General features: G+C 57.2%; 20 protein-coding genes. 17 read left to right on the top strand and 3 right to left on the bottom strand.

What is annotated here, in order from left to right; translation table 11 throughout:
• The first annotated feature begins 8 nt into the window (after positions 1 to 8).
• The 3 genes from M5M_RS07900 to sbcB all read left to right on the top strand — a co-directional run bounded on the left by M5M_RS07900 (position 9) and on the right by sbcB (position 7271).
• Positions 9 to 2393, top strand: coding sequence for a glycoside hydrolase family 2 protein (locus tag M5M_RS07900; RefSeq protein ID WP_015046967.1), 2385 nt, complete (start codon positions 9 to 11; stop codon positions 2391 to 2393).
• Between the two features lie 308 nt (positions 2394 to 2701).
• Positions 2702 to 5665, top strand: coding sequence for a TonB-dependent receptor (locus M5M_RS07895; protein ID WP_015046966.1), 2964 nt, complete (start codon positions 2702 to 2704; stop codon positions 5663 to 5665).
• A 181-nt stretch (positions 5666 to 5846) separates the two neighbouring features.
• On the top strand, positions 5847 to 7271 hold the full coding sequence (gene sbcB / locus M5M_RS07890) for an exodeoxyribonuclease I (RefSeq protein WP_015046965.1): 1425 nt from the start codon (positions 5847 to 5849) through the stop codon (positions 7269 to 7271).
• A gap of 18 nt (positions 7272 to 7289) precedes the next feature.
• Here the strand turns inward: sbcB and M5M_RS07885 are convergent, their stop codons facing one another.
• Entirely contained in the window at positions 7290 to 8195 is a 906-nt protein-coding gene (locus tag M5M_RS07885) for a DUF2971 domain-containing protein (RefSeq protein ID WP_015046964.1), read from the bottom strand.
• 109 nt (positions 8196 to 8304) lie between these two features.
• On the opposite strand from M5M_RS07885, the gene M5M_RS07880 reads away from it, so the two are divergent.
• A complete protein-coding gene (locus tag M5M_RS07880) occupies positions 8305 to 9312 on the top strand; it encodes an aspartate carbamoyltransferase (RefSeq protein WP_015046963.1) in 1008 nt (335 codons plus the stop codon).
• 179 nt (positions 9313 to 9491) lie between these two features.
• On the top strand, positions 9492 to 9938 hold the full coding sequence (locus tag M5M_RS07875; RefSeq protein ID WP_015046962.1) for an EF-hand domain-containing protein: 447 nt from the start codon (positions 9492 to 9494) through the stop codon (positions 9936 to 9938).
• A 90-nt stretch (positions 9939 to 10028) separates the two neighbouring features.
• Here M5M_RS07875 and rnt read toward each other — a convergent pair whose 3' ends face one another.
• Together rnt and pyrC are read right to left on the bottom strand one after the other, a co-directional pair.
• Positions 10029 to 10682, bottom strand: a complete 654-nt coding sequence (gene rnt, locus M5M_RS07870) for a ribonuclease T (protein ID WP_015046961.1) — start codon at positions 10680 to 10682, stop codon at positions 10029 to 10031.
• 20 nt (positions 10683 to 10702) lie between these two features.
• Entirely contained in the window at positions 10703 to 11737 is a 1035-nt protein-coding gene (gene pyrC / locus M5M_RS07865) for a dihydroorotase (protein ID WP_015046960.1), read from the bottom strand.
• A 140-nt stretch (positions 11738 to 11877) separates the two neighbouring features.
• Between pyrC and M5M_RS07860 the strand changes: the two genes are divergently transcribed.
• From M5M_RS07860 to M5M_RS07805, 12 genes are all read left to right on the top strand, one after another.
• Complete coding sequence (locus tag M5M_RS07860) at positions 11878 to 12780, top strand: flagellar protein MotY (RefSeq protein ID WP_015046959.1); 903 nt, start codon at positions 11878 to 11880, stop codon at positions 12778 to 12780.
• 134 nt (positions 12781 to 12914) lie between these two features.
• Complete coding sequence (locus M5M_RS07855; protein ID WP_015046958.1) at positions 12915 to 14135, top strand: argininosuccinate synthase; 1221 nt, start codon at positions 12915 to 12917, stop codon at positions 14133 to 14135.
• 284 nt (positions 14136 to 14419) lie between these two features.
• Positions 14420 to 15859, top strand: a complete 1440-nt coding sequence (gene ccoN, locus M5M_RS07850) for a cytochrome-c oxidase, cbb3-type subunit I (protein ID WP_015046957.1) — start codon at positions 14420 to 14422, stop codon at positions 15857 to 15859.
• Between the two features lie 11 nt (positions 15860 to 15870).
• Positions 15871 to 16482, top strand: coding sequence for a cytochrome-c oxidase, cbb3-type subunit II (gene ccoO, locus M5M_RS07845; RefSeq protein ID WP_015046956.1), 612 nt, complete (start codon positions 15871 to 15873; stop codon positions 16480 to 16482).
• A gap of 2 nt (positions 16483 to 16484) precedes the next feature.
• Positions 16485 to 16688 (top strand): CcoQ/FixQ family Cbb3-type cytochrome c oxidase assembly chaperone, encoded by a 204-nt coding sequence (locus M5M_RS07840; RefSeq protein WP_024330205.1) that lies wholly within the window; start codon positions 16485 to 16487, stop codon positions 16686 to 16688.
• Positions 16685 to 17611: a cytochrome-c oxidase, cbb3-type subunit III gene (ccoP, locus tag M5M_RS07835; RefSeq protein WP_015046954.1), complete on the top strand. Its 927-nt coding sequence runs from the start codon at positions 16685 to 16687 to the stop codon at positions 17609 to 17611. Before M5M_RS07840 ends, ccoP begins: the two co-directional genes overlap by 4 nt.
• A 100-nt stretch (positions 17612 to 17711) precedes the next feature.
• Complete coding sequence (ccoG, locus tag M5M_RS07830; protein ID WP_015046953.1) at positions 17712 to 19130, top strand: cytochrome c oxidase accessory protein CcoG; 1419 nt, start codon at positions 17712 to 17714, stop codon at positions 19128 to 19130.
• 67 nt (positions 19131 to 19197) lie between these two features.
• Positions 19198 to 19725, top strand: a complete 528-nt coding sequence (locus M5M_RS07825; RefSeq protein ID WP_015046952.1) for a FixH family protein — start codon at positions 19198 to 19200, stop codon at positions 19723 to 19725.
• 3 nt (positions 19726 to 19728) lie between these two features.
• Entirely contained in the window at positions 19729 to 22113 is a 2385-nt protein-coding gene (locus M5M_RS07820; protein ID WP_015046951.1) for a heavy metal translocating P-type ATPase, read from the top strand.
• Between the two features lie 24 nt (positions 22114 to 22137).
• The gene (ccoS, locus tag M5M_RS07815; RefSeq protein ID WP_015046950.1) at positions 22138 to 22317 is read left to right on the top strand and encodes a cbb3-type cytochrome oxidase assembly protein CcoS; all 180 of its coding nucleotides are present in this window, start codon (positions 22138 to 22140) and stop codon (positions 22315 to 22317) included.
• Positions 22318 to 22320: 3 nt separating this feature from the next.
• Positions 22321 to 22986, top strand: a complete 666-nt coding sequence (locus M5M_RS07810; RefSeq protein WP_015046949.1) for a sulfite exporter TauE/SafE family protein — start codon at positions 22321 to 22323, stop codon at positions 22984 to 22986.
• Between the two features lie 309 nt (positions 22987 to 23295).
• Complete coding sequence (locus M5M_RS07805) at positions 23296 to 23892, top strand: Yip1 family protein (RefSeq protein ID WP_015046948.1); 597 nt, start codon at positions 23296 to 23298, stop codon at positions 23890 to 23892.
• Positions 23893 to 23910 lie beyond the last annotated feature (18 nt).

Raw genomic sequence — 23910 nt, 5'->3', positions numbered from 1 at the left:
GATCTGTTGTGATTATCAAAAAAACTCTGGGCTTAATGGGTTTCTTTCTTGTGTTTTTGGCAGGCCTGGCCCAGGCCATCGAACGCCAGCCTCTCAATACCGGCTGGGCGTTTGTCGCCGATGAAGCGCTGCAGCCCGATGACATCAGCGCGACAGCATGGCGGGCCATTGATCTGCCACATACCTGGAATGCAACGGATACCGTAGACCCCATGCCCGGTTATTATCGGGGCGCAGGTTGGTACCGCAAAATCGTCAAGCTTGTGCCGGGCAGCTATCGATTGGCGTTCGAAGGTGCCAACCGGGAAACGCGCGTGTGGGTTAACGGGAAACCGGTAGGCGAATTCGTCGGCGCTTATCTGGGGTTCACAATACCGCTTGGCAGCGACCTGAGATTCGATGGTACCGACGAGCTGATGATCCGGGTGACCAACCGGGTCAATCGCGATCTGATTCCTTCGCAAAAAGCCGATTTTTTTCAATTCGGTGGTATAACCCGTGATTTGTGGCTGGAGCGTTTGCCGTCCGCTTATTTTGACTGGATTCAGGTAGATACACCGCAGGTCAGCGAGCGCGAGGCCCATACCCATTTCCGCTTTGCGCTGGCGGGCGAACACCCGAAGGCGGCCAGCCAGATAGCGTTTGCTATGACCTCGCCCACGGGCGACGCCCTTTGGCAAAAAAACTATCGCCTGCCGTTACCGGAAGGGGTGAGCTTGCCGGTACTTAAACAGCCGAGTCTCTGGTCGCCAGACAGCCCGGCCTTGTATCAATTGAATATTGAACTGAAAGATGACGCCGGCAAGGTGTTGCATGCCAAACGCCAGTCGGTAGGTTATCGGTTTTTCAGCATGCCCGATGGCAAAGGCTTGTTGTTGAATGGTAAGCCGCTGTTGTTGCGCGGCACTCATCGCCATGAGGAACACGCCGGTGTGGGCGCGGCTATGTCCAATGAACAGCACCGCGCGGACATGGCGCAGATCAAAAAGCTGGGCGCTAACTTTGTACGCCTGGCACATTACCCGCAGGATCCGAGCGTGTACCAGGCGGCCGATGAATTGGGCCTGATTCTGTGGGACGAGTTGCCCTGGTGCCGGGGTGGCATAGGCGGCGATGCGTGGCGAGCGAATACCGAAAGGCTCTGGCGCGCGCAGATCCGGCAAAACCGCAATCACCCCAGTATTTTCTATTGGTCTCTGGGCAATGAAATTTATTGGGAGGCGGATTTTGAAGGCGGTGGCGATGATAAAAACATTCTGCCGTTTTTAGAACGGCTACAGGCGTTGACCAAATCGCTCGATCCATCCCGGCTGACCAGCTTGCGTAAATACTATCCCGGTGCCGATGTGGTGGACAGCTTTTCGCCATCAATCTGGGCCGGTTGGTATGGCGGCGCTTTTGGTCAGTATGCGGAGGCATTGACTGACGCGCAGAAAAAATACCCGGCGTTTTTGCACATGGAATACGGCGGTTCCAGCCACCGGGGCCGGCATACCGAAACCCCGTTGGACGAGCTCGGCTTGTTGGGGCAACAGTTATCGGTGGCGGAAGCAGTGAATCAGGCCGGCGTGACCAGCGTGGCCAAAGACTCCGATTGGAATGAAAATTACATGGTGAGTCTGTTTGACTGGCATTTGTCGGTAAGCGAATCCCAACCGGATTTTGCCGGCAATGCCCAGTGGGCGTTTAAAGATTTCGGCACGCCGCTGCGACCCGAAAACCCCTTGCCTTACATCAACCAAAAGGGCCTGGTGGATCGACTGGGCCAGCCCAAGGATGCCTATTATGTGTTTGCCAGTTACTGGAGTCCGGCGCCTGTGTGCTACATCGAGTCCCATAGCTGGACGGTACGTTATGGTCCACGCGAAGGCCGGCCTGTGCGGGTGTATTGCAATACCGACAGCGCGGAGCTTTGGCTGAATGGCAAAAGCCTGGGACTAAAGCAGCGGGTGCATGGCGCATACCCCGCCCATGGCCTGGTATGGCAGGTACCATTTGTTGAGGGCAGCAATCAATTGCGCGTGCAGGGATACAATGACGGCGAATCCGTTGCCGGTGATGCGTTGGCGCTCGAATACCACGAGGGCAAGGCGCCAGCCATGGCCAGGGTTTCCCTTTCGGCCGAGGACCTGGGCGACGGCCACTGGCTGATCACCGCTGAAGCACTGGGTGCCAATGGACTGCGCGCGACCGGGTTCAACGACCGGGTGTATTTCTCGGTTGCCAATCACCAGGGCCGCTTGCTTTCGGACCAAGGGCATTATCAGGGGGCTTCGGTCATTGAAATGGCCAACGGGCTGGCAGCTATTCGCTATCAGGCCGGTGCCCGTGCTGGCCTGATTGAACTCCGCTCACAGGACCTGAAAGGTGTTTACCTTGAAATTCCCCGATAATCTGGTCAGGTGGTTAGCCTATCAGGGGTAATTTAATTTTACGTTCGTCCAGTTAATATCCCGTTATGGCGCTCCGTTTGAGCGCCATTTTTTTATAACTTGTTGTAAAAAAAGAGGTTTTTCCGACATTTCTGCACTGTTAACAATTATTGCGCACCCGGCCTTAAAACTGGTAAGGCCACTTGACAGTAAGTCATAATTGGTGAACCATGTGAATCATCGTCAATCACGTATTCGACGATGTCTGACAGGCAGTGGGTGGTCAGAATCCGAGAGACACCAAATAAGAACCATAAGGGGACTTGAGCATGAAAAATCAAACCCGCACCGTTTTTACCAAAACCGTGCTTAGTAGCGTCATCGCGCTGGCCGCCTCGCCAGCAGTGCTGGCTCAGCAGACCACGGCCGAAAGCGCCGTGCTGGAAGAGGTGGTGGTCACCGCCGAATTCAAACGCAACCTGGAAAACGCCCTCGACGCCAAGCGCGATTCGGCTACCATTGTGGACGGCATCTCGGCAGACGATATCGGCACGCTGCCCGCATTGGATATGGGCGAAGCCCTGCAAGCGGTGGTGGGCGTGCAGCTCAACCGCGAAGGCGAGCGCCGCGAGTCCAGCATCAACTTGCGCGGTATGCCTTCCGGTTTCGTGCTGACCACCGCCAATGGCCAGGCCTTTGCGACGCCCAGCCGCAGCGATAAAGCCTTCGGTGCCCCCAATCCCTTTGGCGCCTATGACCCGGCAATTTTCAATGGCACCTACGTAGTCAAAACCCAATCTGCCGATATGCAGGAGGGTGGCATTGCGGGCGTAGTTGATCTGCAGATTGCCCGTGCGCTGGACAAACCCGTGAACGCCTTGAGCCTGAGCGTGGGTGGCCGGTCCGAACAGCTGGCCGACACCATTGATCCGGAAATTGTCATCTCTGGTTCCAAGCACATTATCGAAGACACGTTGGCCGTGACTGCCACTCTGGCAACCAGTCAGCAGACTTTCCGTCGCGACACCATCAAAATTAACCGTTATGACAACATTCCCACTAACGGAAACTTTGTGGGCGCTAACGGTGAAGATTTTGCCACCTGGAAAGCGGATAACGGCATTCCCGATAACGCGGTGGTAAAAATGCCCGGCGAATTGCGTCAGGGTTCGGAGATCAATGAAGGTCAGCGCACTTCATTTGCCGGTGGCATCGAATGGCAAGCCACCGATGCATTGAAACTGGGTGCCAATATTTTCTATACCGAACGCGATATGGATGACAATGGTCAGCAAGAACTCGACCTGCGTACCCGTAGCGGCGGCACCAAAATTACTCCCAACTCCACGCCGTTTGATACGGGTAGTGTGAACGACAATGGCGATCCGGTATGGACTGTTTCCGACATCCTGTTTGACGATGTGGATTACCGCAACACTTCACGCATCTGGGATACCTATGAACAGTCCCAAGCAGTATTGTTGGACGCCGAATGGGTCAGCGACAAGTGGACCGTGGATGGTCTGATCAACATTTCTTCGGCGGAGAATAACTGGAGCGAATTGTTTTACACACCATACTTCCGCGCTGGCAGCAGCGGCATTAATGGCCGTTTGTATACCGGTGAAAACAATGTTGAAAACTTTGTTGTTGAACTTAACGACACGGATAACCTGAACCTGGACACCAATTGGCAGGTGAAAGATACCTTGACCAGTTCGGGTGAAGTGCAGAGTCTGGACAATAGCCAGATCCGTACACTGGTAACCGGTACTTATGAAGAGTTGAAGCGTGATACCAACAGTTTCGAAGTGAACTTCGAGCGTGAACTGGATATGCCAGTGTTGGCGAATGTGCAATTTGGCTACCGTTACTCCTCTGATAAGCAGGACTCGGATCGTCTGCGTAACTCGCCCACCGGTCTGGATTTGACCGGCATTATCAACAACGCCGCCAAAGGCAATCCCGCTTATGCATCACAGGGTAATTTCTTCGGTGGTAACGTCGCGGGCATTGCGGGTGCGGGTCAGGGCTGGTTTGCTCTGGATGTGGATGCAGTGAATGCAGCGGCCATTCAAACCATCGGCACGGTGAATCCCGATGCGGTGACTGGGGAGCAACCCGTTATTGTTCCCGCCACTGGTTTGGTCGCTCGCGGCGGTCAGCAGAGTGCGGGGCTTGTGTATGACGTTGAGCTCAACACCAATGCGCTGTATCTGATGGGTGACCTGGACTTTGAAGTGGGTGGTAAAGTGGTTACCGGTAACGTGGGCGTTCGCTATGTGAGTTCAGAGCAGGATGCGTCTGCGCCTTTCTGGGCTTTCGGTGCCACCGATATCAATAACCCAGAGCAGCGCAGCGTCAAGAATGACTACACCTATGTGCTGCCCAGTCTCAACCTGGCGATGGACGTTACCGACGACGTGAAGGTACGCTTTGCTTACAGCGAAACCATGTCTCGTCCTAATGTGCGGGCCGCAACACCTTCCTCAACCGTCGTCACCCGGCCCGGTGAAGTTAACGTAGGCCTGCCAGGTGCTGATGTGGATCCGTTCACGGCCAAGGGGCTGGATGTTTCCGTTGAATGGTACAACCGCGAGGGCAGTGCCATTACTTTTGCCGCGTTTACTAAAGATATCGATAATTTCTTCACCGATGTGGGTACTTGTGATACCGAAACACTCGCCGGCTACGGCCTGAATGTAGGTAGCCTGTCGGTGGTGGGTGATAACTGTGTGACCGACGGCCAGGATGCCTACGATGCTATCGATCCCGATTACATCATGGCCGGTGACATAGTGAATGCCAGCAAGCTGCTGAACAGCGACGAAAACATCACCGTATCCGGTTTTGAATTGTCACTGCAGCAAGACCTGAGCTTCCTGCCTTACCCCTGGAATGGCTTCGGCGGCGTGCTGAACTACTCCAACACCAAGCAGGATTCCTCTGATCCGGATCTGTACATTCCCGGCATTTCCGATCACACCTATAACGTGATTGGTTACTACGAGCAGGGGCCTTTCGGCATCCGTCTGGCGTACAACTACCGTTCCGATTATGAGTTGGAAAGTGTTGGTACCTTTAACGGCGAAGGTAATAAGAACGTGAAAGCGGCTGGTCGTGTGGATTTGTCGGCCTACTACAAGGTGACTGACAACTTCCGCCTGACGCTGAAGGGCTACAACCTGAACGAAGCCCTGTATGAAGAATACCAGGCCACCGAGTTCCAGCCGCGCGCTGTGCACTATGACGGCCGTACCTGGGTATTGCAGGCCAGCTACAACTTTTTCTGATCGCCTCTTAGTGACAGAATTGTCGCCCGACTTGATCCCGGCTTCGGCCGGGATTTTTTATGGGCGTACCGAAGCACATTGCACTCGGATAAGGGTGCGGCTTGTTCGATGATGATGAAAATTTTTTGGGGCAATTCACACATCTGGGTATGATGGGTCTTGGGAAACCAAGGATCCGCCTATGACCAGCCTCTATTGGCACGACTACGAAACCTGGGGTGCCACACCCGCCAAAGACAAACCGGCACAATTTGCCGGTGTGCGTACCGATGAGGCGCTCAATATCATCGGTGAGCCGCTGATGATCTACGCCAAACCCACTGCGGATTTACTGCCCCAACCCGAGGCCTGCCTGATAACCGGGATCACGCCGCAGAAAGCGCTGGCCGAAGGATTGCCGGAGCCGGCATTCATGGCGCGCATTCACGCCGAATTTGCTGTGCCTGGCACCTGTGCGGTGGGGTACAACAGCTTGCGCTTTGACGGCGAGGTCACCCGTTACGGTCTGTACCGGAACTTTTACGACCCCTACCGCACCGAATGGGCCGACGGCAACAGCCGTTGGGATCTGATTGATTTGGCGCGTATGACTTATGCCTTGCGCCCGGACGGCATTGAGTGGCCGCTGCGTGAAGATGGCAGCCCCAGTTTCAAACTGGAGCACCTGTCGGCTGCCAATGGCTTTGAGCACGCCAATGCCCACGATGCCTTGTCGGATGTGTATGCCACCATCGATTTGGCCCGACTGATCCGCGCACGCCAACCCAAACTCTACGACTATGCTTTCGCGCTGCGCGATAAGCGCCATGCGGGTCAGATGTTCGATTGGGTCAAGCGCACGCCCGTGCTGCATACGTCGTCCCGCTTTCCGGCCGCCCGTGGCTGCACCGCTCTGGTCATGCCGTTGGCCACTCACCCCACCAATAAAAATGCGGTGATCGTGTACGACCTGAGTGTTGATCCGTCGGCATTATTAACGCTGGATGCCGAGACAGTGCGCGAGCGCCTGTATACAGCAGGGGATGTGTTGGCCGCTCAGGGGCTGGACTCAATCGCCCTTAAATTGGTGCACCTGAACAAGTCGCCCATGCTGTCACCGGTCAGCGTGTTGACGCCGGCGTTGGAGCAGCGGCTGCAATTGGATATGGCGACAGCGCGCCAGCATTGGAAACAGCTGGCAACGGCCGATGCGGTGGCACTGCAGGCCAAGTTGGCGAAAGTGTATGGCGAATCGGGTTTTGCCGAACCGAACGACCCGGAGCAGCAACTCTATGGTGGGTTTATTCCCGACCAGGATAAAAATGCCATGGCCCGTGTTCACACCGTTGAACCGCACCAGTTGGCGTCCATCCACTTTGATGATCGTCGCCTGAGCAAGCTGCTCAGCCGCTACCGCGCGCGCCACTTCCCGGAAACCCTGACGCCAGACGAGCAACTGGCCTGGGAGGAGTGGCGCTACGAACGCCTGACCAATCCTGACGCGGGCGCATCGATTGTCATGGAGGATTATTTCGAGCGCCTGGCCCAACTGCGCGATGACCCGGCATATGCAGATAGGCGCGCGCTACTGGATGCGCTGGAGGCCTGGGGCGATGGCCTGCTCTGACCCATGCGTGGCAGGCGGCTAGCTGGTAATGCGATTGAACTCGATTTCGTATTTGCTGGCGGCGGCTTTAGCCTGAAACACTTTGGCTTGCGGGTATTTTTCCTTCAGCAGCGCATAAATCTCGCGCATGGACTGGGCGTCGGCGAAGGCACCGAAATACACCGCCGTAATGTCCGAGCGTTCGAACTTCACGTCGTCGAACCAGTCCGCTTCCGGTTTGGCGTCGGGCCCGACTTCATCGGCCACCTGGCGAAAGCAGCGCCATTCGGTTTCGGCTGCAAAATGCAGTGATTTACTGGTGAACTTATCGAAAAAGTACTCTTCGGCGTGAAACGCCTGATTGGTGAGTACCACGTCCAGTTGTTCTTTCAGCGAGGTGATTTCCGGGCGCGTGGGCCGGTAGGCCACTTGTTTCGGGTGGGGCAGGGAAGTGAACTCGCCACACTGCAGGCGAATCGCGACACCGCGGTTGTTGTCGGCAAAATGCGTCCAGGCGGCCAGATTGTCGGGCTTGGCGGTGAAACTGCAAATGCGCAGGGTGCGACAGAATTTACGCCAGTCGGCCATGAGCTTGTCCAGGGCCTGCAGTCGGTTGTCGACCATTTGGGACAGCAATTCTTTCAGTACATCGTGCGCCTCTTCAGGCGACTGGAACCGCTCTTCGTCCCGCCAGCGGCGGATGACCACGGTCAGGGGCGAGGTGCCGCGCGGTTCATCTTTCGCAAACAGCATGCCGGTGGCGGTCTGGATGGCGGCAGTCAGGATGGATTGGGGGTCAAAGGTCAGGCCGGTGCGGTGATTGAGTTCGAACGGGTCGTTGAACAGGTTGGGCGCACTCCAGCGCAGGGTCTGGCTGCCCAGAATCTGCTTGGCGGTTGCGACTGAACAATATTTAACCAGTGTTTCCGGGTTGTGACTGACCACCGGGTCTCCTTAAGTTTCGTGTTGATGAAGCATTCTAAGCGTAGCCACTTTAGAGGGTGACCGCTAAAATATCGGCTCTTTTCCTGCATCCTGAAAGCCTGAGGTCAACGTGGATTTTACCGGTAGCCATATTCTGTCCATCGATCAGTTCGAACAATCCGATATCGAACACGTGTTCCGCGTGGCTGATGCCATGGAGCCTTATGCCAGTCGTCGGCGGGTGACCCGCGTTCTTGAGGGGGCGATTCTGGGCAATATGTTTTTTGAACCCAGCACCCGCACCCGGGTGAGTTTTGGTTGCGCGTTCAATCTGTTGGGCGGTGAAGTGCGTGAAACCACCGGCTTTGAGTCATCGGCCATTGCCAAAGGGGAATCCCTGTACGATACGGCCCGGGTGCTCTCGGGTTATTCCGACGTGATCTGTATGCGCCACCCGCAGAATGGTTCGGTGGCCGAATTTGCCGAGGCCAGCCGGGTGCCGGTGATCAATGGTGGCGACGGTTCCAACGAGCACCCCACCCAGGCGCTGCTCGACCTCTATACCATCCGCAAAGAAATGGCCGCCAAGGGCAAGGGCCTGGATGGCTTGCGTATCGCCATGATCGGCGACCTGAAATACGGCCGCACGGTGCACTCGCTGTGCCGCTTGCTGGCGCTGTATAAAAACGTACAGGTGACACTGGTGTCGCCGGTGGAGCTGGCCATGCCCGAATATCTGGTGGATTTGCTGCGGGCTGCGGGGCATCAGGTCAGCATTACCGATGAGTTGACGGCGAGTATCAGTAAGGTGGACATCGCTTATTCCACCCGGATTCAGGAGGAGCGTTTCGCCAGCAAGCAGGAGGCCGACCTCTACCGCGGCCGGTTCAGGCTGAACCAGAGTATCTATACCGAGTTCTGCGAGCCCAACACCGTGATCATGCACCCCTTGCCCCGGGATTCCCGCGCCGAGGCCAACGAGCTGGACAATGACCTGAACGCCAATCCCAATCTCGCCATCTTCCGGCAGACCGACAACGGGATTCTGGTGCGCATGGCGTTGTTTGCCCTGGTGCTGGATGTGGTGGATCAGGTGGACAAGCATGCGCGGGAAGTGCGCTGGTACACCGGCCGATAAAACCCGCTGAAATGGGATTTGCGTCTCATATTTCCAATTCGTATAACGCTAGTACTGTTTTGTGACCCGTTCTTCGGTAATGTGGTGGGCTTCTTAATACTATCGAGCTAAAGGAACGGCTCGTGTGCCGCCCGCAACGGAGTGCCCGACTAAAACCAACAACAATTAGCGGGTGTAGTATGAACGTGTTTAAGCTAACAGCAGCATTGTGCCTGGCGAGCGTTGGGGCGCTGGCCCAGGCAGACAGCAGTGCCAGCGGCAATAACTGGTTACTGGCCAAGTACGACCTGAACGGAGATACGGTAATCTCCCAGGAAGAGATCACCGCCAAAAAGCTGGATATATTCCGCCTGATGGATCTGAACACCTCGGGCGGCGTGAGTTTTGATGAATACGAGCAGGTGGATGCGGCCCGCCGCAACATGCTGCTCAAAGCCCGCTTCAACAAGCTGGACCAGGACAAGAACGGCGAAGTCACCGAAGCGGAATACAGCAGCTTTCTGGGTCAGTTTTCCAGTATCGATGCCAACGGCGACGGCATCCTGGACAGCCAGGAGATCATGCCCGAAGAAGAGCATGAAACCCACTGCTTCTACTGGTTCTGTTTGCGGTTGGACAAAGATTAATACGAAGACCTGAAAACAAGGTCCAGGGTGTCAAGGGCAGCGCAAGCTGCCCTTTTTTATGACCGCCACGGATGGGGGCGTCTGACCCCACTAATCCTCAATGCCTTCCGGAAACTCCCATCCCCCCAGTTCCTGCCAGCGATTGACGATCATGCAGAACAGGTCGGCGGTTTTTTCCGCGTCATAGGCGGCCGAGTGGGCGGCGCTGTTGGAAAACTCGATACCCGCCAGCTGGCAGGTTTTGGCCAGCACCGTGTGGCCAAAGGCCAGGCCGCTGAGGGTGGCGGTATCAAAGCAGGAAAAAGGGTGAAACGGATTGCGCTTGGCATCGCAGCGGTTGGCGGCGGCGTTGACGAAACCCAGATCAAAGTGGGCGTTGTGGCCCACCACCACGGCGCGGGTGCAGCCGTTGTCCTTCACCGCCCGGCGGATGGATTTGAACAGTTCCGGAATCGCCATCAGTTCCGGAATCGCTTCGCGGTTGTCGATGTCGATGCCGGTAAAATCCAGCGCCGATTGTTCAATATTGGCACCCTCGAAAGGGTCCACGTGGTAATCGAAGGTCTGGTCCCTGTGCAGGATGCCGTTTTCATCCATGCGCAGGGTGACGGCGGCAATTTCCAGCAGGGCGTCGGTGTCGGCATTGAAGCCGCCGGTTTCCACGTCCACCACCACGGGTAAAAACCCCCGGAAACGACGTGCCAGTAAGGATTTCGGATTGGATACAGGTTCAGCTGGGTTCAAACCAGGGGTGCCTTCTGCAATCAGCGCGCGACGCGCCAGGTCAGTGTTTCGCCCGCACGCAGCGGAACCAGTTGGGTGCCGGCCATGGCAATGGTGTCGGGCACCTGCCAGTCGGCCTTTTCCAGGGTGATGGTATCAGTATTGCGGGCCAAACCATAAAAGTCCGGTCCGAAATGGCTGGCAAAGCCCTCCAGCTTGTCTAACGCACCCGCCGCTTCAAAGGCTTCTGCATAGAGTTCGATGGCGGCATAGGCAGTATAGCTACCGGCGCAACCGCAGGCGGCTTCCTTCTTTTCTTTGGCGTGCGGCGCCGAATCGGTGCCCAGAAAAAACCGCGCACTGCCGCTGGTGGCGGCGGCGATCAGGGCTTCCTGATGGCTGCTGCGCTTGAGAATGGGCAGGCAGTAGTAGTGCGGGCGGATGCCACCGGCGAGCATGTGGTTGCGGTTGTACAGCAGGTGATGGGCGGTGATGGTGGCGGCTGTGTTGTCGCAGGCGCCGGTGACAAACTGTGCCGCATCGGCCGTGGTAATGTGCTCCAGCACAATTTTGAGGCTGGGCATGGCGGCGCGCAGGGGCAGCAAGGTGCGGTCAATGAAGGCTTTTTCCCGGTCGAAAATATCGATGCTGCTGTCGGTCACTTCGCCGTGTACCAACAGCAACATACCCACCTCAGCCATCACTTCCAGTACCGGGTAGAGGCGGGTGATGTCGGTCACGCCCGAGGCCGAGTTAGTGGTGGCGCCAGCCGGATAGAGCTTGGCGGCCACAACGCCCGCGGCGCGCGCCGTGCGGATATCATCAGCGCTGGTGTTGTCGGTGAGATAGAGCACCATCAGCGGCTCAAACTGGCTTCCGGCCGGGCGGTTGGCCATGATCCGGCTTTTGTAAGCGAGTGCTTGCTCCGCGTTCATCACTGGTGGCACAAGGTTCGGCATAATGATGGCGCGGGCAAAGTAGCGAGCGGCATCGGGCACCGTGGTGGCCAACTGGTCGCCGTCGCGCAGGTGAATGTGCCAGTCGTCGGGGCGGGTGATTGTCAGAGTCTGAGCCATGGGAGCTGCTACCTTTTAGCCAGTGGATGCCGTTTCAGGCCGCGCATCCTACCTAAAATAGCGCCCGATTTCGACTCAAGCCAGCGGCAACCGGGTCGATAACCCGGGTAGGTTCTCTGGCTTTGGTGGAATCAGACCCCATGTACCGCTTGCTTACACGCACATTATTCTGGCTGCCGTCGGTATTGGTAGTGCTGGCCGTTGGGCCTGCCCGGGCCACTGAATATGCGGCGCCCATGGATAAGAGCGAGTGGCAGGTGAGCAGTTCCATTTTTGCCTGTGAAATGAATCAGCCGGTGCCCTACTACGGTAACGCCCGGTTTTACCGTCGGGCGGGTGAGCCGCTCACGCTGGAGCTGCTGCCTTATACCCCCCGGCTGGAATCCGGCAAGGCACGACTGGTGGCGCGCGCACCCGTGTGGCGCCCGGATGGTGCCGATATCAACCTTGGCCTTATTCCGGTGACCCGCGGCGAGCGCCCCGTGGGCTTGGATAACAAGCTGTCAAATCGGGCATTGACCGAGCTCCATGGTGGGCGTGAGTTGGTGTTCACTCGCTACCCTTGGTACGGCGCCAGTGAGTCATCCCGCATTGCCTTGTCGCCGGTTAACTTTCAGGCCGCCTATGGCCAGTATCTTCAGTGTCTGGGCTCATTGCTGCCGGTCAATTACGATCAGATCGCCCGGTCCGCCGTTTACTTCCCGTCGTCCGGCGATGATTTCCCTCCGGCGGAAAATCGCAAATTGCGCCACATTGCCACCTATGTGCTGGCCGATCCGCAAATCGGCCATCTGTTCATTGATGGTCACACCGATAGCAAGGGGCTGCGGGACGAAAATCTTGAACTGTCCAAGCGGCGGGCAGAATCAGTGGCAGCGTTTTTGCGCAACCTGGGGGTGCCGGCCGACATGATTACTGTGCGCTGGCACGGTGAGCGCTATCCGGTTGCGTCCAATCAATCGCGCGTGGGCCGGGCGCAAAACCGGCGCGTCACCGTCAGGGTCGACAAGCGCGAGGATCAGACGGTTGCCGCCGCAGAATAACGTCCTATCCGCAATTAGTCTGCTAGACGCCCTGTGAATCTATAACGATTGGTTATACAATTCGCCCCCGATTTTTACAGGCCGGGTGAGCGCAATGCGACCCGGGACAGCGCGGCAAGCGAACGGAGTTTTCTATGGCGTCCCTCAAAAAGGTAGTACTCGCTTACTCAGGCGGGCTTGATACATCGGTTATTGCTAAGTGGCTACAAGAAACCTACCAGTGTGAGGTGGTGACGTTTACCGCCGACATCGGTCAGGGTGAAGAAGTGGAGCCCGCGCGCGCCAAAGCACAGGCCATGGGCATCAAAGAAATCTATATCGAAGATCTGCGCGAAGAATTCGTGCGCGATTACGTGTTTCCCATGTTCCGCGCCAACACCATTTATGAAGGTGAATACCTGCTGGGCACCTCCATTGCCCGCCCGCTGATCGCCAAGCGTCTGGTAGAAATTGCCAACGAAACCGGTGCCGATGCCATCTCCCATGGTGCGACCGGCAAAGGCAACGACCAGGTGCGCTTCGAGCTGGGTGCCTACGCACTCAAGCCCGGTATCAAGGTCATTGCACCCTGGCGCGAGTGGGATCTGAACTCCCGCGAAAAGCTGATGGCCTACTGCGAAGAACACAATATTCCGGTGGATTTCGCCAAGCAGAAAACCAAGTCGCCTTACTCCATGGACGCTAACCTGCTGCACATTTCCTACGAGGGCGGCATTCTGGAAGATCCATGGGCCGAGGCGGAAGAGGGTATGTGGCGTTGGTCGGTATCACCGGAAGCGGCACCGGACACACCCACTTACGTGACCCTGACCTACGAAAAAGGTGACGTGGTGGCCATCGATGGCAAGGCCATGACGCCGGCGACCGTGCTGGAGCACCTGAACAAGGTGGGCGGCGCCAATGGTATTGGTCGCTTGGATATCGTGGAAAACCGCTATGTGGGCATGAAGTCCCGCGGTTGCTACGAAACCCCCGGCGGCACCATCCTGCTCAAGGCGCACCGCGCCATCGAGTCGCTCACTCTCGACCGCGAAGTGGCGCACCTGAAAGATGCGCTGATGCCGCGCTACGCCGAGATGATTTACAACGGTTACTGGTGGAGCCCTGAGCGGCAGATGCTGCAAAAGGCCATCGATGACTCCCAGACGGTGGTGAACGGCGATGTGCGGGTCAAGCTCTACAAGGGCAATGTGTCCATTGCCGGCCGTCGCTCCGAGGACAGCCTCTTCGACGACAAGATCGCCACTTTTGAGGACGATGCCGGTGCCTACAACCAGAAGGACGCCGAAGGCTTCATCAAGCTCAACGCGTTGCGCATGCGCATCGCGGCGGGCAAAGGCCGTAAATTGTCCTGATCTGCCCGTCATGGCGTATTCCAAGGAATACGCCTTTGTGGGTAGATCGCCTGCGCGAAACAGGCCTTTATGACCTAAACTCTGGGTTTTATCCGGTTATATAAACCGGACGGGGTATCCCTTGATTCACATCAATATCCCGTCATGTTGAAACCCTACAATGCCAGCGGTGCAACCTGTCGTACTACTTTAGAGGGAGCTCTGTTCCTAGGGGACCGGTCTTGAGGTACGCAGGAAGTCTGGCGAAGACGATTTTTTAAGCTCTGAGACATTGGGAAACTACTATGAGCAGTCACGCAGCTGCTGGGGAACACCCAGCCTATAACTATAAGGTCGTGCGTCAATTCGCCGTCATGACCATTGTGTGGGGCATCGTAGGTATGGCTGTGGGTGTGCTGATTGCGGCACAGCTGGTATGGCCAGAACTGAACGATATCCTGCAACCCTACAGCCACTTCGGCCGTTTGCGTCCCCTGCACACCAACGCGGTGATTTTCGCCTTTGGTGGTTGTGCCTTGTTCGCCACTTCCTACTATGTTGTGCAGCGGACTTGTCAGGCCAAACTGTGGGGCGGCTGGCTGATCCCGTTTACGTTCTGGGGTTGGCAGCTGGTGATTGTACTCGCAGCCATTACACTGCCTCTGGGTATTACTTCCGCCAAGGAATACGCCGAGCTGGAGTGGCCCATCGATATCCTGATTACGCTGGTATGGGTGTCCTATGCCATCGTGTTCTTCGGCACTATCGTCAAGCGTAAAACCGAACACATTTATGTGGCCAACTGGTTCTACGGCGGCTTTATTCTCACCGTCGCCGTCCTGCACCTGGTGAACTCGGCGGCGATTCCCGTGTCCATGACCAAGTCCTACTCCGCCTATGCCGGCGTGATGGATGCCATGGTCCAGTGGTGGTACGGCCATAACGCGGTGGGCTTCTTCCTGACCGCGGGCTTCCTCGGCATGATGTATTACTTCGTGCCCAAGCAAGCGGGTCGTCCGGTGTACTCCTACCAGTTGTCCATCGTGCATTTCTGGGCGCTGATTGCACTTTATATCTGGGCCGGTGGTCACCACCTGCACTACTCAGCGCTGCCCGACTGGGCCCAGAGTCTGGGCATGGTCATGTCACTGATCCTGTTGGCGCCGTCATGGGGCGGTATGATCAACGGTATCATGACGCTGTCCGGCGCCTGGCATAAGCTGCGTACCGACCCGACCTTGCGATTCCTGGTGGTCTCGCTGTCCTTCTACGGTATGTCTACTTTCGAAGGCCCGATGATGTCGATCAAGACCGTGAACGCCCTGTCGCACAATACCGACTGGACTGTGGGTCACGTGCACTCCGGTGCGCTGGGCTGGGTCGCAATGATTTCTATCGGCGCCATCTACCACCTGATCCCCAAGCTGTTCAACAAAGAAGAGATGTACAGCGTACCGCTGATCAACACCCACTTCTGGCTGGCGACTATCGGTACCGTGTTGTACATCGCCTCCATGTGGGTGAACGGCATCATGCAGGGCCTGATGTGGCGTGCATTCAACGCCGACGGCACCCTGACCTACAGCTTTGTTGAATCCGTTGAAGCCAGCTACCCCGGTTACTTCGTACGTGTTGTGGGCGGTGCTTTCTTCCTGGCTGGCATGCTGATCATGGCCTACAACGCCTACCGCACCATCGCTGACGAAAAGTCAGCCGACGCTGCGCCACAAGCGGCCGCGGCCTGAGGGAATAATCCATGAAGAATCATGACATTGTAGAAAAGAACATCGGCCTGATGGCCGTACTCACCATCGTGGCCATCAGTTTTGGTTCACTGGTTGAAATCGTGCCGCAGTTTTTCCTGAAGGAAACCACGACGCCGGTGGAAGGTCTGAAGCCGCTGGGTGCAGTCGCTCTGGAAGGGCGTGACATTTATATCCGTGAAGGTTGTCACGTGTGCCACACTCAGATGATCCGTCCACTGCGCGCCGAAGTGGAGCGCTACGGTCACTACTCGCTGGCCGGCGAATCAGTCTATGAGCACCCGTTCCTGTGGGGTTCCAAGCGCACCGGTCCCGATCTGGCGCGTGTAGGCGGACGTTACTCAGACGCCTGGCAAAAGGCGCACCTGTACAACCCGCGCAACGTTGTGCCTGAATCCAACATGCCGGCGTTCCCCTGGCTGTTTGATAACGTGCTCGACGGCAAGGACACCGGCAAGAAAATGGCGGCCTTGCGCAAAGTGGGCGTGCCCTATACCGACGAAGATATCGCTGGTGCAGAGGCTGCTGTGAAAGGTGTGAGTGAAGTGGATGCATTGGTGGTTTACCTGCAGCAGCTCGGCACCCTGGTTCAACAGAAGCGCTGATGATGGATATCAACGATTTGCGTTCGCTAGGCACCGTGCTGGTCACTCTGGCCTTTATCGGCGTCTGTTGGTGGGCCTTTGCGCCCAGCCGCCGCAAGCGGTTTGAAGAGGCAGCTAACCTGCCTTTCGCCGAGGACGAGCCAAGCAAAACACCCCAACAACTTCATCCCGAAAACAACGATGAAGAAAGGCAGGAAAAATTATGAGTACTTTTTGGAGCCTGTGGATCATTGTACTGACTGTCACATGCCTGGTGCTGGTGACCTGGGTACTGTTTGCCAACCGCAAAGTGGCGGTCAGCGACGAAGATGAACCGGAAAACAAAACCACCGGTCACGTATATGACGGTATTGAGGAATACGATAACCCGCTGCCCAAGTGGTGGTTCCAGATGTTTGTGGCAACCATTCTATTTGCCATCGTCTATCTGATCATGTACCCCGGTCTGGGGGCCTGGAAAGGCTTCCACCCGCTGTATGAAGGCAATACCTGGACGTCCCACAAGCAATTGGAAGTGGAACAGAAAAAAGCCCAGAAAACCTTTGCTGAGACCTTCGGTAAGTACGAGCAGATGTCCATTGAGGATCTGGTGAACGAGCCCAAGGCGATGAAAATGGGCATGCGTTTGTTCGCCAATAACTGCGCCATTTGTCACGGCGCGGACGGCGGCGGCAGCTACGGCTTCCCGAGCTTGATTGACGGTGATTGGCTGTACGGTGGCACACCGGAAAAAATCAAGGAAACCCTGATCAATGGCCGCGCGGGCAACATGCCGCCATGGGGGCCGGTCATTGGTGAAGCCGGTGTGCAGTCCAGTGCCGAGTACGTATTGAAAATCTCCGGTCAGGAGCACGATGCCGCGCTGGCAGAAGCCGGTGCGAAAGTATTTGCCGCCAATTGCGTAGCCTGTCATGGCGCCGACGGTAAAGGCAATCAGATGTTGGGCGCGCCTAACCTGACCGATGATATCTGGCTTTATGACGGTACCCGTAAAGGCATTCGCCACTCGGTGCGCGAGGGGCGTGCCAACGTAATGCCTGCGCAGAAAGACCAGTTGCGTTCCGACAAGATTCATTTGTTGGCCGCCTATGTGTACAGCCTGTCGCTCGATCAGAACGACGCGCAGTAACCGGTTAAAAGGGCAGCTCAGGCTGCCCTTTTCGTTTTTCTCGTGGTAAACCCCCTGGCTTTTCAGGGTCATTTCTCAGTCAGTACGTAAGAGCAGTTGCATGTCCGAGCAATCTTCAAACGAACAGCGTACTGCGGACCAACAAGAAGAAAAAATCCGCTACGTCGATATTTATCAGTCTTCCGGTCGTATCTACACTCGGAAAATTTCCGGCTTTTTCCAGAGCCTGCGTCGCTATACCGGTATTCCGTTAATTGCCGGTTACCTGCTGATGCCCTGGTTTGTCATTGATGGTCGGCCGGCCATGTTATTTGATTTGCCCGAGCGGCAGTTTCATATTTTGTGGCTGACGTTTGGTCCGCAGGATGCCATGTTGTTGTCCTGGTTGTTGATCATCGCCGCCTTTGGCCTGTTTACCGTTACCGTCATGGTGGGGCGCGTGTGGTGTGGCTTTACCTGCCCGCAAACCGTGTGGACCATGATGTACATCTGGGCCGAGCATTTTTTTGAGGGCGATCGCAACGCCCGCATGAAGCTCGATAAAGAGCCCATGAGTTTGCGCAAGTTCAGCAAAAAATTCGGCAAGCATTTCATGTGGGTGACCATCGCCCTGATCACCGGCATTACCTTTATTGGCTATTTCACGCCCATCCGTGAACTGATCACCGGCCTGGTCACCTTGGATGCCAATCCAATAGCGGCTTTCTGGGTGCTGTTTTTTGCTGTCGGCACCTACATGAATGCCGGTTATTTGCGCGAGCAAGTGTGCAAATACATGTGTCCCTACGCGCGCTTCCAGTCGGTCATGTACGACCAGGATACGCTCACGGTATTCTACGATTTCAAACGCGGTGAAACCCGTGGCCCGCGTAAACCCAAAGAGGATTACAAAGCTGAAGGCAAGGGCGACTGCATCGATTGTTCCTGGTGTGTGCAGGTGTGTCCGGTGGATATCGATATTCGCGACGGCGTGCAATACGAGTGTATCGATTGCGGGCTGTGTGTGGATGCGTGTAACAGCGTGATGGACAAAATGGGTTATGAGCGGGGGTTGATCCGCTTTACCACGGAAGACGCCATCAAGAACGGTACCACCCACGTGTTCCGCCCACGCCTGTTGGGTTATGCATTGGCCATGGTGGCAATGATTAGTGTCTTTGCTTACACAGTCAGCAGCCGGGTGCCTTTGAAAGTGGATGTTCTGCGCGACCGTGGTGCCAACATGTACCGGGTGGTGGGTGACGATATTCAGAATGTGTACACACTGAAAATTCTGAACCTCGACCCGGAAGATCAGATCTATAACGTCACGGTCACCGGTGATCACACCTATTCGCTCGGCGGTTATCGCCCCGCCCTGATCGAGCAAGGCGAGTTGCTGAGTTTCCCTGTGCGGGTTTCGGTGCCGCGCGATGAACTCACCAGTTCCCAGAACAAGGTGACCTTTTATGTGGAAGCACAGGATAAACCGGAACTGAACGTGACGGTGGAAACCAGTTTTATCGGTCCCAGCCAATAACCGCCGGGCCTGTGTTTTATGGCTAAGGCCCCTGTATCATACAGGGGCTTTTTATTTGGATACTGTCATGCAACAAGACTCTCAATCACCCAAGCCCTGGTATCGTCAGCCCTGGGCCTGGTTTCTGCTCACACCGCTGATCACTATCGTGATCGTGATGACGGCGTTTATCTCCGTTTCCATCAAGATGGCCGATGATGTGGTGGTGGACAATTATTCGCGTGAAGGCCGCATGTATAACGAACGCCTTGAACAGGATATGCAGGCGCGGGCGCTCAATATGCAGGCAGACATCAGCTTTGATATGGAAACCTTCGAGGCCTGGTTGAATCTGACCGGCGAGGATGATCCCGAATCGCTGGTATTGTTGCTGCAACACCCCACCGAGGCAGATCTCGATCAGGTGGTTGTGCTCAAGCGTACCGCCACCGGGCGTTACCGCGGGGATCTGGATGCCGGCCTTGCCCATCGCCGTTATCTGCAGTTATTTGCTGGCGAGTCGGAAGCCGACCGGACCAGCGCCGGTTGGCGCCTGAAAGCGGAACTCAATTTCTCCGATCAACAGGCCGTGGTCATGGTGCCGCTGGAACGCTGATCGATGGCGGACCAGTGCTATCACTGTCGCGAACCGCTGCCCGCGGTGGGGCGGTTTCCGGTCACCGTCAACGGGGAAACCCGCTTGATGTGTTGCCCCGGTTGTCAGGCCGTGGCCGAGGCCATTGTGGCCGGCGGGCTCGCCAATTTTTATCAATACCGTGAGCAACAGGCAGCCCGGCCCGATGCGGTGGCCACGGATTATGCCGCCTACGACCTGCCGGAGTTGCGCCAACAATTTGTCCAATCGGAGGGCGCTGCAGAGCGAGCCGATTTACTGATTGAGGGCATTACCTGCGCGGCCTGCGTCTGGCTGATCGAAAAACACCTGTCGGCCATCGACGGCGTTCAGCGGGTGAGCGTCAATGCCAGTACCCACCGGGCTCGCATCCTGTTTACCGGCGTGCCCGTGTCCGTGCTGATGGCCGCCATCGCCCATATCGGTTACCGGCCCATGTCGGCCAGCGATGAAAACCAGCGCGCACTCTGGGCCCGGGAACGCACCACCCTATTGATGCGCCTGGCAGTGGCGGGGTTTGCCATGATGCAGGCGATGATGATGGCCGGCGCCTTGTATCTGGGTGATTACCAGGATCTGGAATCGCGTTGGCAGTCGTTTTTCCGCTGGACCAGTCTGGTGGTGGCGTTACCCGTGGTGTTTTTTTCGGCCCGGCCTTTTTTCACCGCCGCCTGGAACAGCCTGAAGCAGCGCCAATTGATCATGGATGTGCCTGTGGCTATTGCCATTGGCGGTGCCTTCAGCGCCAGCGTATACGCCACGGTGATGAACACCGGAGAGGTGTATTTCGAGTCGGTGGCGATGTTTACGTTTTTCCTGTTACTGGGGCGCTTTCTGGAACAGCGCTTGCGGCACCAGAATGCCAATAGCCTGAGCCTGGCGGCACTGCGGTTGCCCCTGACAGCAAGGCGATTGACCGATGCGGGCGAAGAGGTGATTCCGCTTGCGCGCTTGCAGGTGGGCGATAGGGTGCGTGTGGCCGCGGGCGAAACGCTGCCGTGTGACGGCCGGATCCTCGACGGCAGCTCGGCGGTTAACGAAGCGTTACTGACCGGTGAATCGGCCCCCAGGGCCTGCGCGCCCGGTGACGAGGTGATTGCCGGCAGCATCAACACCGACAGCCCCTTGTTATTGAGCGTCAGTGCCGTGGGCCAGAACACCCGCCTGTCGGCCATCGAGCAGTTGGTCAATCGCGCCGAAACAGACAAGCCTTCACAGGTCAGCCTGGCCGATCGGTTGGCGCGCGCCTTTGTCGCCCGGTTATTGATGATCGCGGCGCTGGTGGGGGGATTCTGGTGGTGGTACGACGCCGCCCAGGCGTTCTGGATTACCTTGTCGGTGTTGGTGGTGACCTGTCCCTGCGCCTTATCACTGGCCACGCCAGTGGCACTGACCCGCGCCAATTTGTGGTTGCGACAACAAGGGCTGCTGGTAACCCGGGGTCATGTGGTGGAAGCTCTGGCCACGGTGGATACCGTGGTATTCGACAAGACCGGGACCCTGACGCTGGGCGAGCCGCGTCTGGCGGCTATCCGATTACTGGATCCGGCCTGGACCGACGAGCGGGTGACCCGGCTCTGTGCCGCACTGGAGGCGGGTTCATCCCACCCGCTCGCCAGGGCTTTTACCGGTATCGTGCCGGCGTCGGGCGTCACGGCGGTAGCCCAACAGATTGCCTTGGGTGTCGCTGGCCACTGGCAGGGCCAGGCTTACCGTTTTGGCCGTCCCGCGTTTTTTGAAAGCTGGTTTGTGCCCCCATCGCCACCGGATGAAGGTCAGTGGTTATTGCTGGCGAGCGAACAAGGTCCGGTGGCCTGGTTGGCCTTTGACGATAAATTGCGCCCGGATGCGGCGGCAGCGGTGGCCAAGCTGAACGCCTTGGGGAAAACGGTGGTTTTATTGTCGGGCGACCGCCCCGCACGCGCGCAGGCGCTGGCTTCGCAGCTGGGAATTGCCGAGGCCTGCGGCGGCTTGTTGCCGGAACAAAAACTGGCGCGGGTGCAGCAGCTGCAGGCTGCAGGCGGGAAGGTGCTCATGGTGGGTGACGGCATTAACGATGTCCCGGTGCTGGCAGGGGCGGACGTGTCCGTCGCCATGGCCGGCGCCACCGCACTGGCGCAGGCCCGCGCCGACAGTTTACTCACCAACGGCCGCCTGATGACCCTGGCTCATGCCTTTGCGCTGGCGGGGGATACCCGCGCGATTATCCGCCAGAACCTGGCCTGGGCCATTGGCTATAACCTGCTGGCCTTGCCCTTTGCCGCAGCGGGTCTGGTTCCGCCCTGGCTGGCGGCGGCGGGCATGAGCGCCAGCTCATTGGTGGTGGTGCTTAACGCATTGCGCCTGGGGCGCAGGATTCACGTACAATAGCGCCAAACACAACGCGACAGTTCCATGGATATTCTCTATCTGCTGGTGCCGCTGGCACTGATTTTTTTCGTCATCGCTTTGCGGCTGCTCTATTGGGCGGTCAAAAACGGGCAATACGACGATCTGAATACCGAAAGCCGCCGCATCCTGTTCGACGAGGATGAGAGCCCGGCAAAATCCACCGATAAAACCCCTGAGTCCTGATCGATGGAGCTCGGCTTTGCCTTGCTGTCGCTGTTCGCGGCCGGCCTGCTGGGCGGTGGCCATTGTCTCGGCATGTGCGGCGGGATTGTGGGCGCCTTGTCGCTTTCTGCGGGCAGTCGCAGTGCGCGCCTGACCCGCATGCTGTGCTACAACCTCGGTCGCGTGATCAGCTACAGCCTGATGGGTGCACTGGTGGGCTGGGGCGGTGAAGCGGTGTTCGGCACTCAACTGACCTGGCCCCGGTTAATGGCGGGCGTGCTGTTGGTGTTGATGGGTCTGTATCTGGCGGATCTCTGGCGTGCGCTCACCTGGCTTGAACGGGCGGGTGCTGTGTTATGGCGCCGGCTTCAGCCCCTGGGTAATCGATTGCTGCCGCTTAAACACCACTGGCAGGCGCTGCCGCTGGGGCTGGTGTGGGGGTTTCTGCCCTGCGGGCTGGTCTACACCGGCCTGGCGTTTGCGGCCGCTCAGGGTAGCCCGCTGAGCGGCGGCCTGGTAATGCTGGCTTTTGGCCTGGGCACCTTGCCGGCGGTTCTCCTGGGTGGCTGGTTTGCGAGCGAACTGCAGGCCATCATCCGCGCCCGTGGTCCACGCCTGACGGCGGGCCTGTTGTTGATCGTATTTGGCCTGTGGACGCTGTGGCAGGCATTGTCAGCCGGGCACCACTGAAACTGCACACCGTGGGGTCAGACTCCACGGTGAATGCTGATTATTTATTGTGCGAATGTGCATTGCAGTAGCAACTGCGTTCGCTTCGCTGGGTAATTGCGAAACAAAAAATAGCCAGTCTGTTTGTTTAATCTTCACTTTCTTGACGCCTGCAGCCACATTGCGCACTCTGGGCCTGCGTGCCGGTTCGGACGAGCACCCATCCCAGGGCGCTTTGATCAACAGCGCAGTATCGATTGCTCGAAGCTCTCTACAGCCGTGTTTGGGTTCACTAAATAAAAACAACAGTGAAACAGCAAGGAAGTAGTGATGTTGAACCATGCCTTTGGTTTGTTAGTTCATCCCCGTAAACAATGGCAGTCGCTGCAGGCGTTGCCAGACAAATCCCTCAAGCGTTTAAGCCCTTTTGCCATCTGGTGTGCCATGTTGCCGGCTTTGGCCTGGTATCTGGGTACCACGGAATTCGGCTGGCGCATCGGCGACGGTGAAGCCATTCGTATGGCCGATCACAGTGCGCTGTCGATGATGGGCGGTTTCTATTTTTCGTTACTGATCGCTGTCATCGCCATCGGTTACTTCATTCATTGGATGTCGCGCACTTACGGCGTCAAAAGCGATCCGCTCAAGGGCTATGTGTTCGCATCCTATGTAGCCACGCCGATTTTTCTGGCCGGCATCGCAGGTATTTATCCCCACATCTGGGTGATGGTACTTCTGTCGCTGGTGGCCGTGAGTTACGCGGTGTATTTGCTCTACGTGGGTTTGCCTATCATGTTTAACCTGTCGGAAGAGCGCGGATTTCTATTCGCCAGCGCCGTACTGGCGGTATCGCTGGTGGTGGGCGTGAGCATGATGGGCGGCATGGTGATTTTCTGGGATATGGTGGCGCACCCGGAATTTGTTTAGCGGGTAGATAACTCCCCC

Origin of the sequence: Simiduia agarivorans SA1 = DSM 21679 (genome assembly GCF_000305785.2) — a bacterium.
Lineage (GTDB): Bacteria > Pseudomonadota > Gammaproteobacteria > Pseudomonadales > Cellvibrionaceae > Simiduia > Simiduia agarivorans.
The sequence above is the reverse complement of the archived record's forward strand: the minus strand, read 5'-3'. Positions and strand labels throughout refer to the sequence as shown.

What these genes read in the sequence shown, in the direction of transcription:
- M5M_RS07895 (WP_015046966.1), top strand. Translation starts at nt 2,702, where the DNA reads ATGAAAAATCAAACCCGCACCGTTTTTACCAAAACCGTGCTTAGTAGC.
- sbcB (WP_015046965.1), top strand. Translation starts at nt 5,847, where the DNA reads ATGACCAGCCTCTATTGGCACGACTACGAAACCTGGGGTGCCACACCC.
- M5M_RS07875 (WP_015046962.1), top strand. Translation starts at nt 9,492, where the DNA reads ATGAACGTGTTTAAGCTAACAGCAGCATTGTGCCTGGCGAGCGTTGGG.
- pyrC (WP_015046960.1), bottom strand. Translation starts at nt 11,737, where the DNA reads ATGGCTCAGACTCTGACAATCACCCGCCCCGACGACTGGCACATTCAC.
- M5M_RS07860 (WP_015046959.1), top strand. Translation starts at nt 11,878, where the DNA reads ATGTACCGCTTGCTTACACGCACATTATTCTGGCTGCCGTCGGTATTG.
- M5M_RS07855 (WP_015046958.1), top strand. Translation starts at nt 12,915, where the DNA reads ATGGCGTCCCTCAAAAAGGTAGTACTCGCTTACTCAGGCGGGCTTGAT.
- ccoN (WP_015046957.1), top strand. Translation starts at nt 14,420, where the DNA reads ATGAGCAGTCACGCAGCTGCTGGGGAACACCCAGCCTATAACTATAAG.
- ccoO (WP_015046956.1), top strand. Translation starts at nt 15,871, where the DNA reads ATGAAGAATCATGACATTGTAGAAAAGAACATCGGCCTGATGGCCGTA.
- M5M_RS07840 (WP_024330205.1), top strand. Translation starts at nt 16,485, where the DNA reads ATGGATATCAACGATTTGCGTTCGCTAGGCACCGTGCTGGTCACTCTG.
- ccoP (WP_015046954.1), top strand. Translation starts at nt 16,685, where the DNA reads ATGAGTACTTTTTGGAGCCTGTGGATCATTGTACTGACTGTCACATGC.
- ccoG (WP_015046953.1), top strand. Translation starts at nt 17,712, where the DNA reads ATGTCCGAGCAATCTTCAAACGAACAGCGTACTGCGGACCAACAAGAA.
- M5M_RS07825 (WP_015046952.1), top strand. Translation starts at nt 19,198, where the DNA reads ATGCAACAAGACTCTCAATCACCCAAGCCCTGGTATCGTCAGCCCTGG.
- M5M_RS07820 (WP_015046951.1), top strand. Translation starts at nt 19,729, where the DNA reads ATGGCGGACCAGTGCTATCACTGTCGCGAACCGCTGCCCGCGGTGGGG.
- ccoS (WP_015046950.1), top strand. Translation starts at nt 22,138, where the DNA reads ATGGATATTCTCTATCTGCTGGTGCCGCTGGCACTGATTTTTTTCGTC.
- M5M_RS07810 (WP_015046949.1), top strand. Translation starts at nt 22,321, where the DNA reads ATGGAGCTCGGCTTTGCCTTGCTGTCGCTGTTCGCGGCCGGCCTGCTG.
- M5M_RS07805 (WP_015046948.1), top strand. Translation starts at nt 23,296, where the DNA reads ATGTTGAACCATGCCTTTGGTTTGTTAGTTCATCCCCGTAAACAATGG.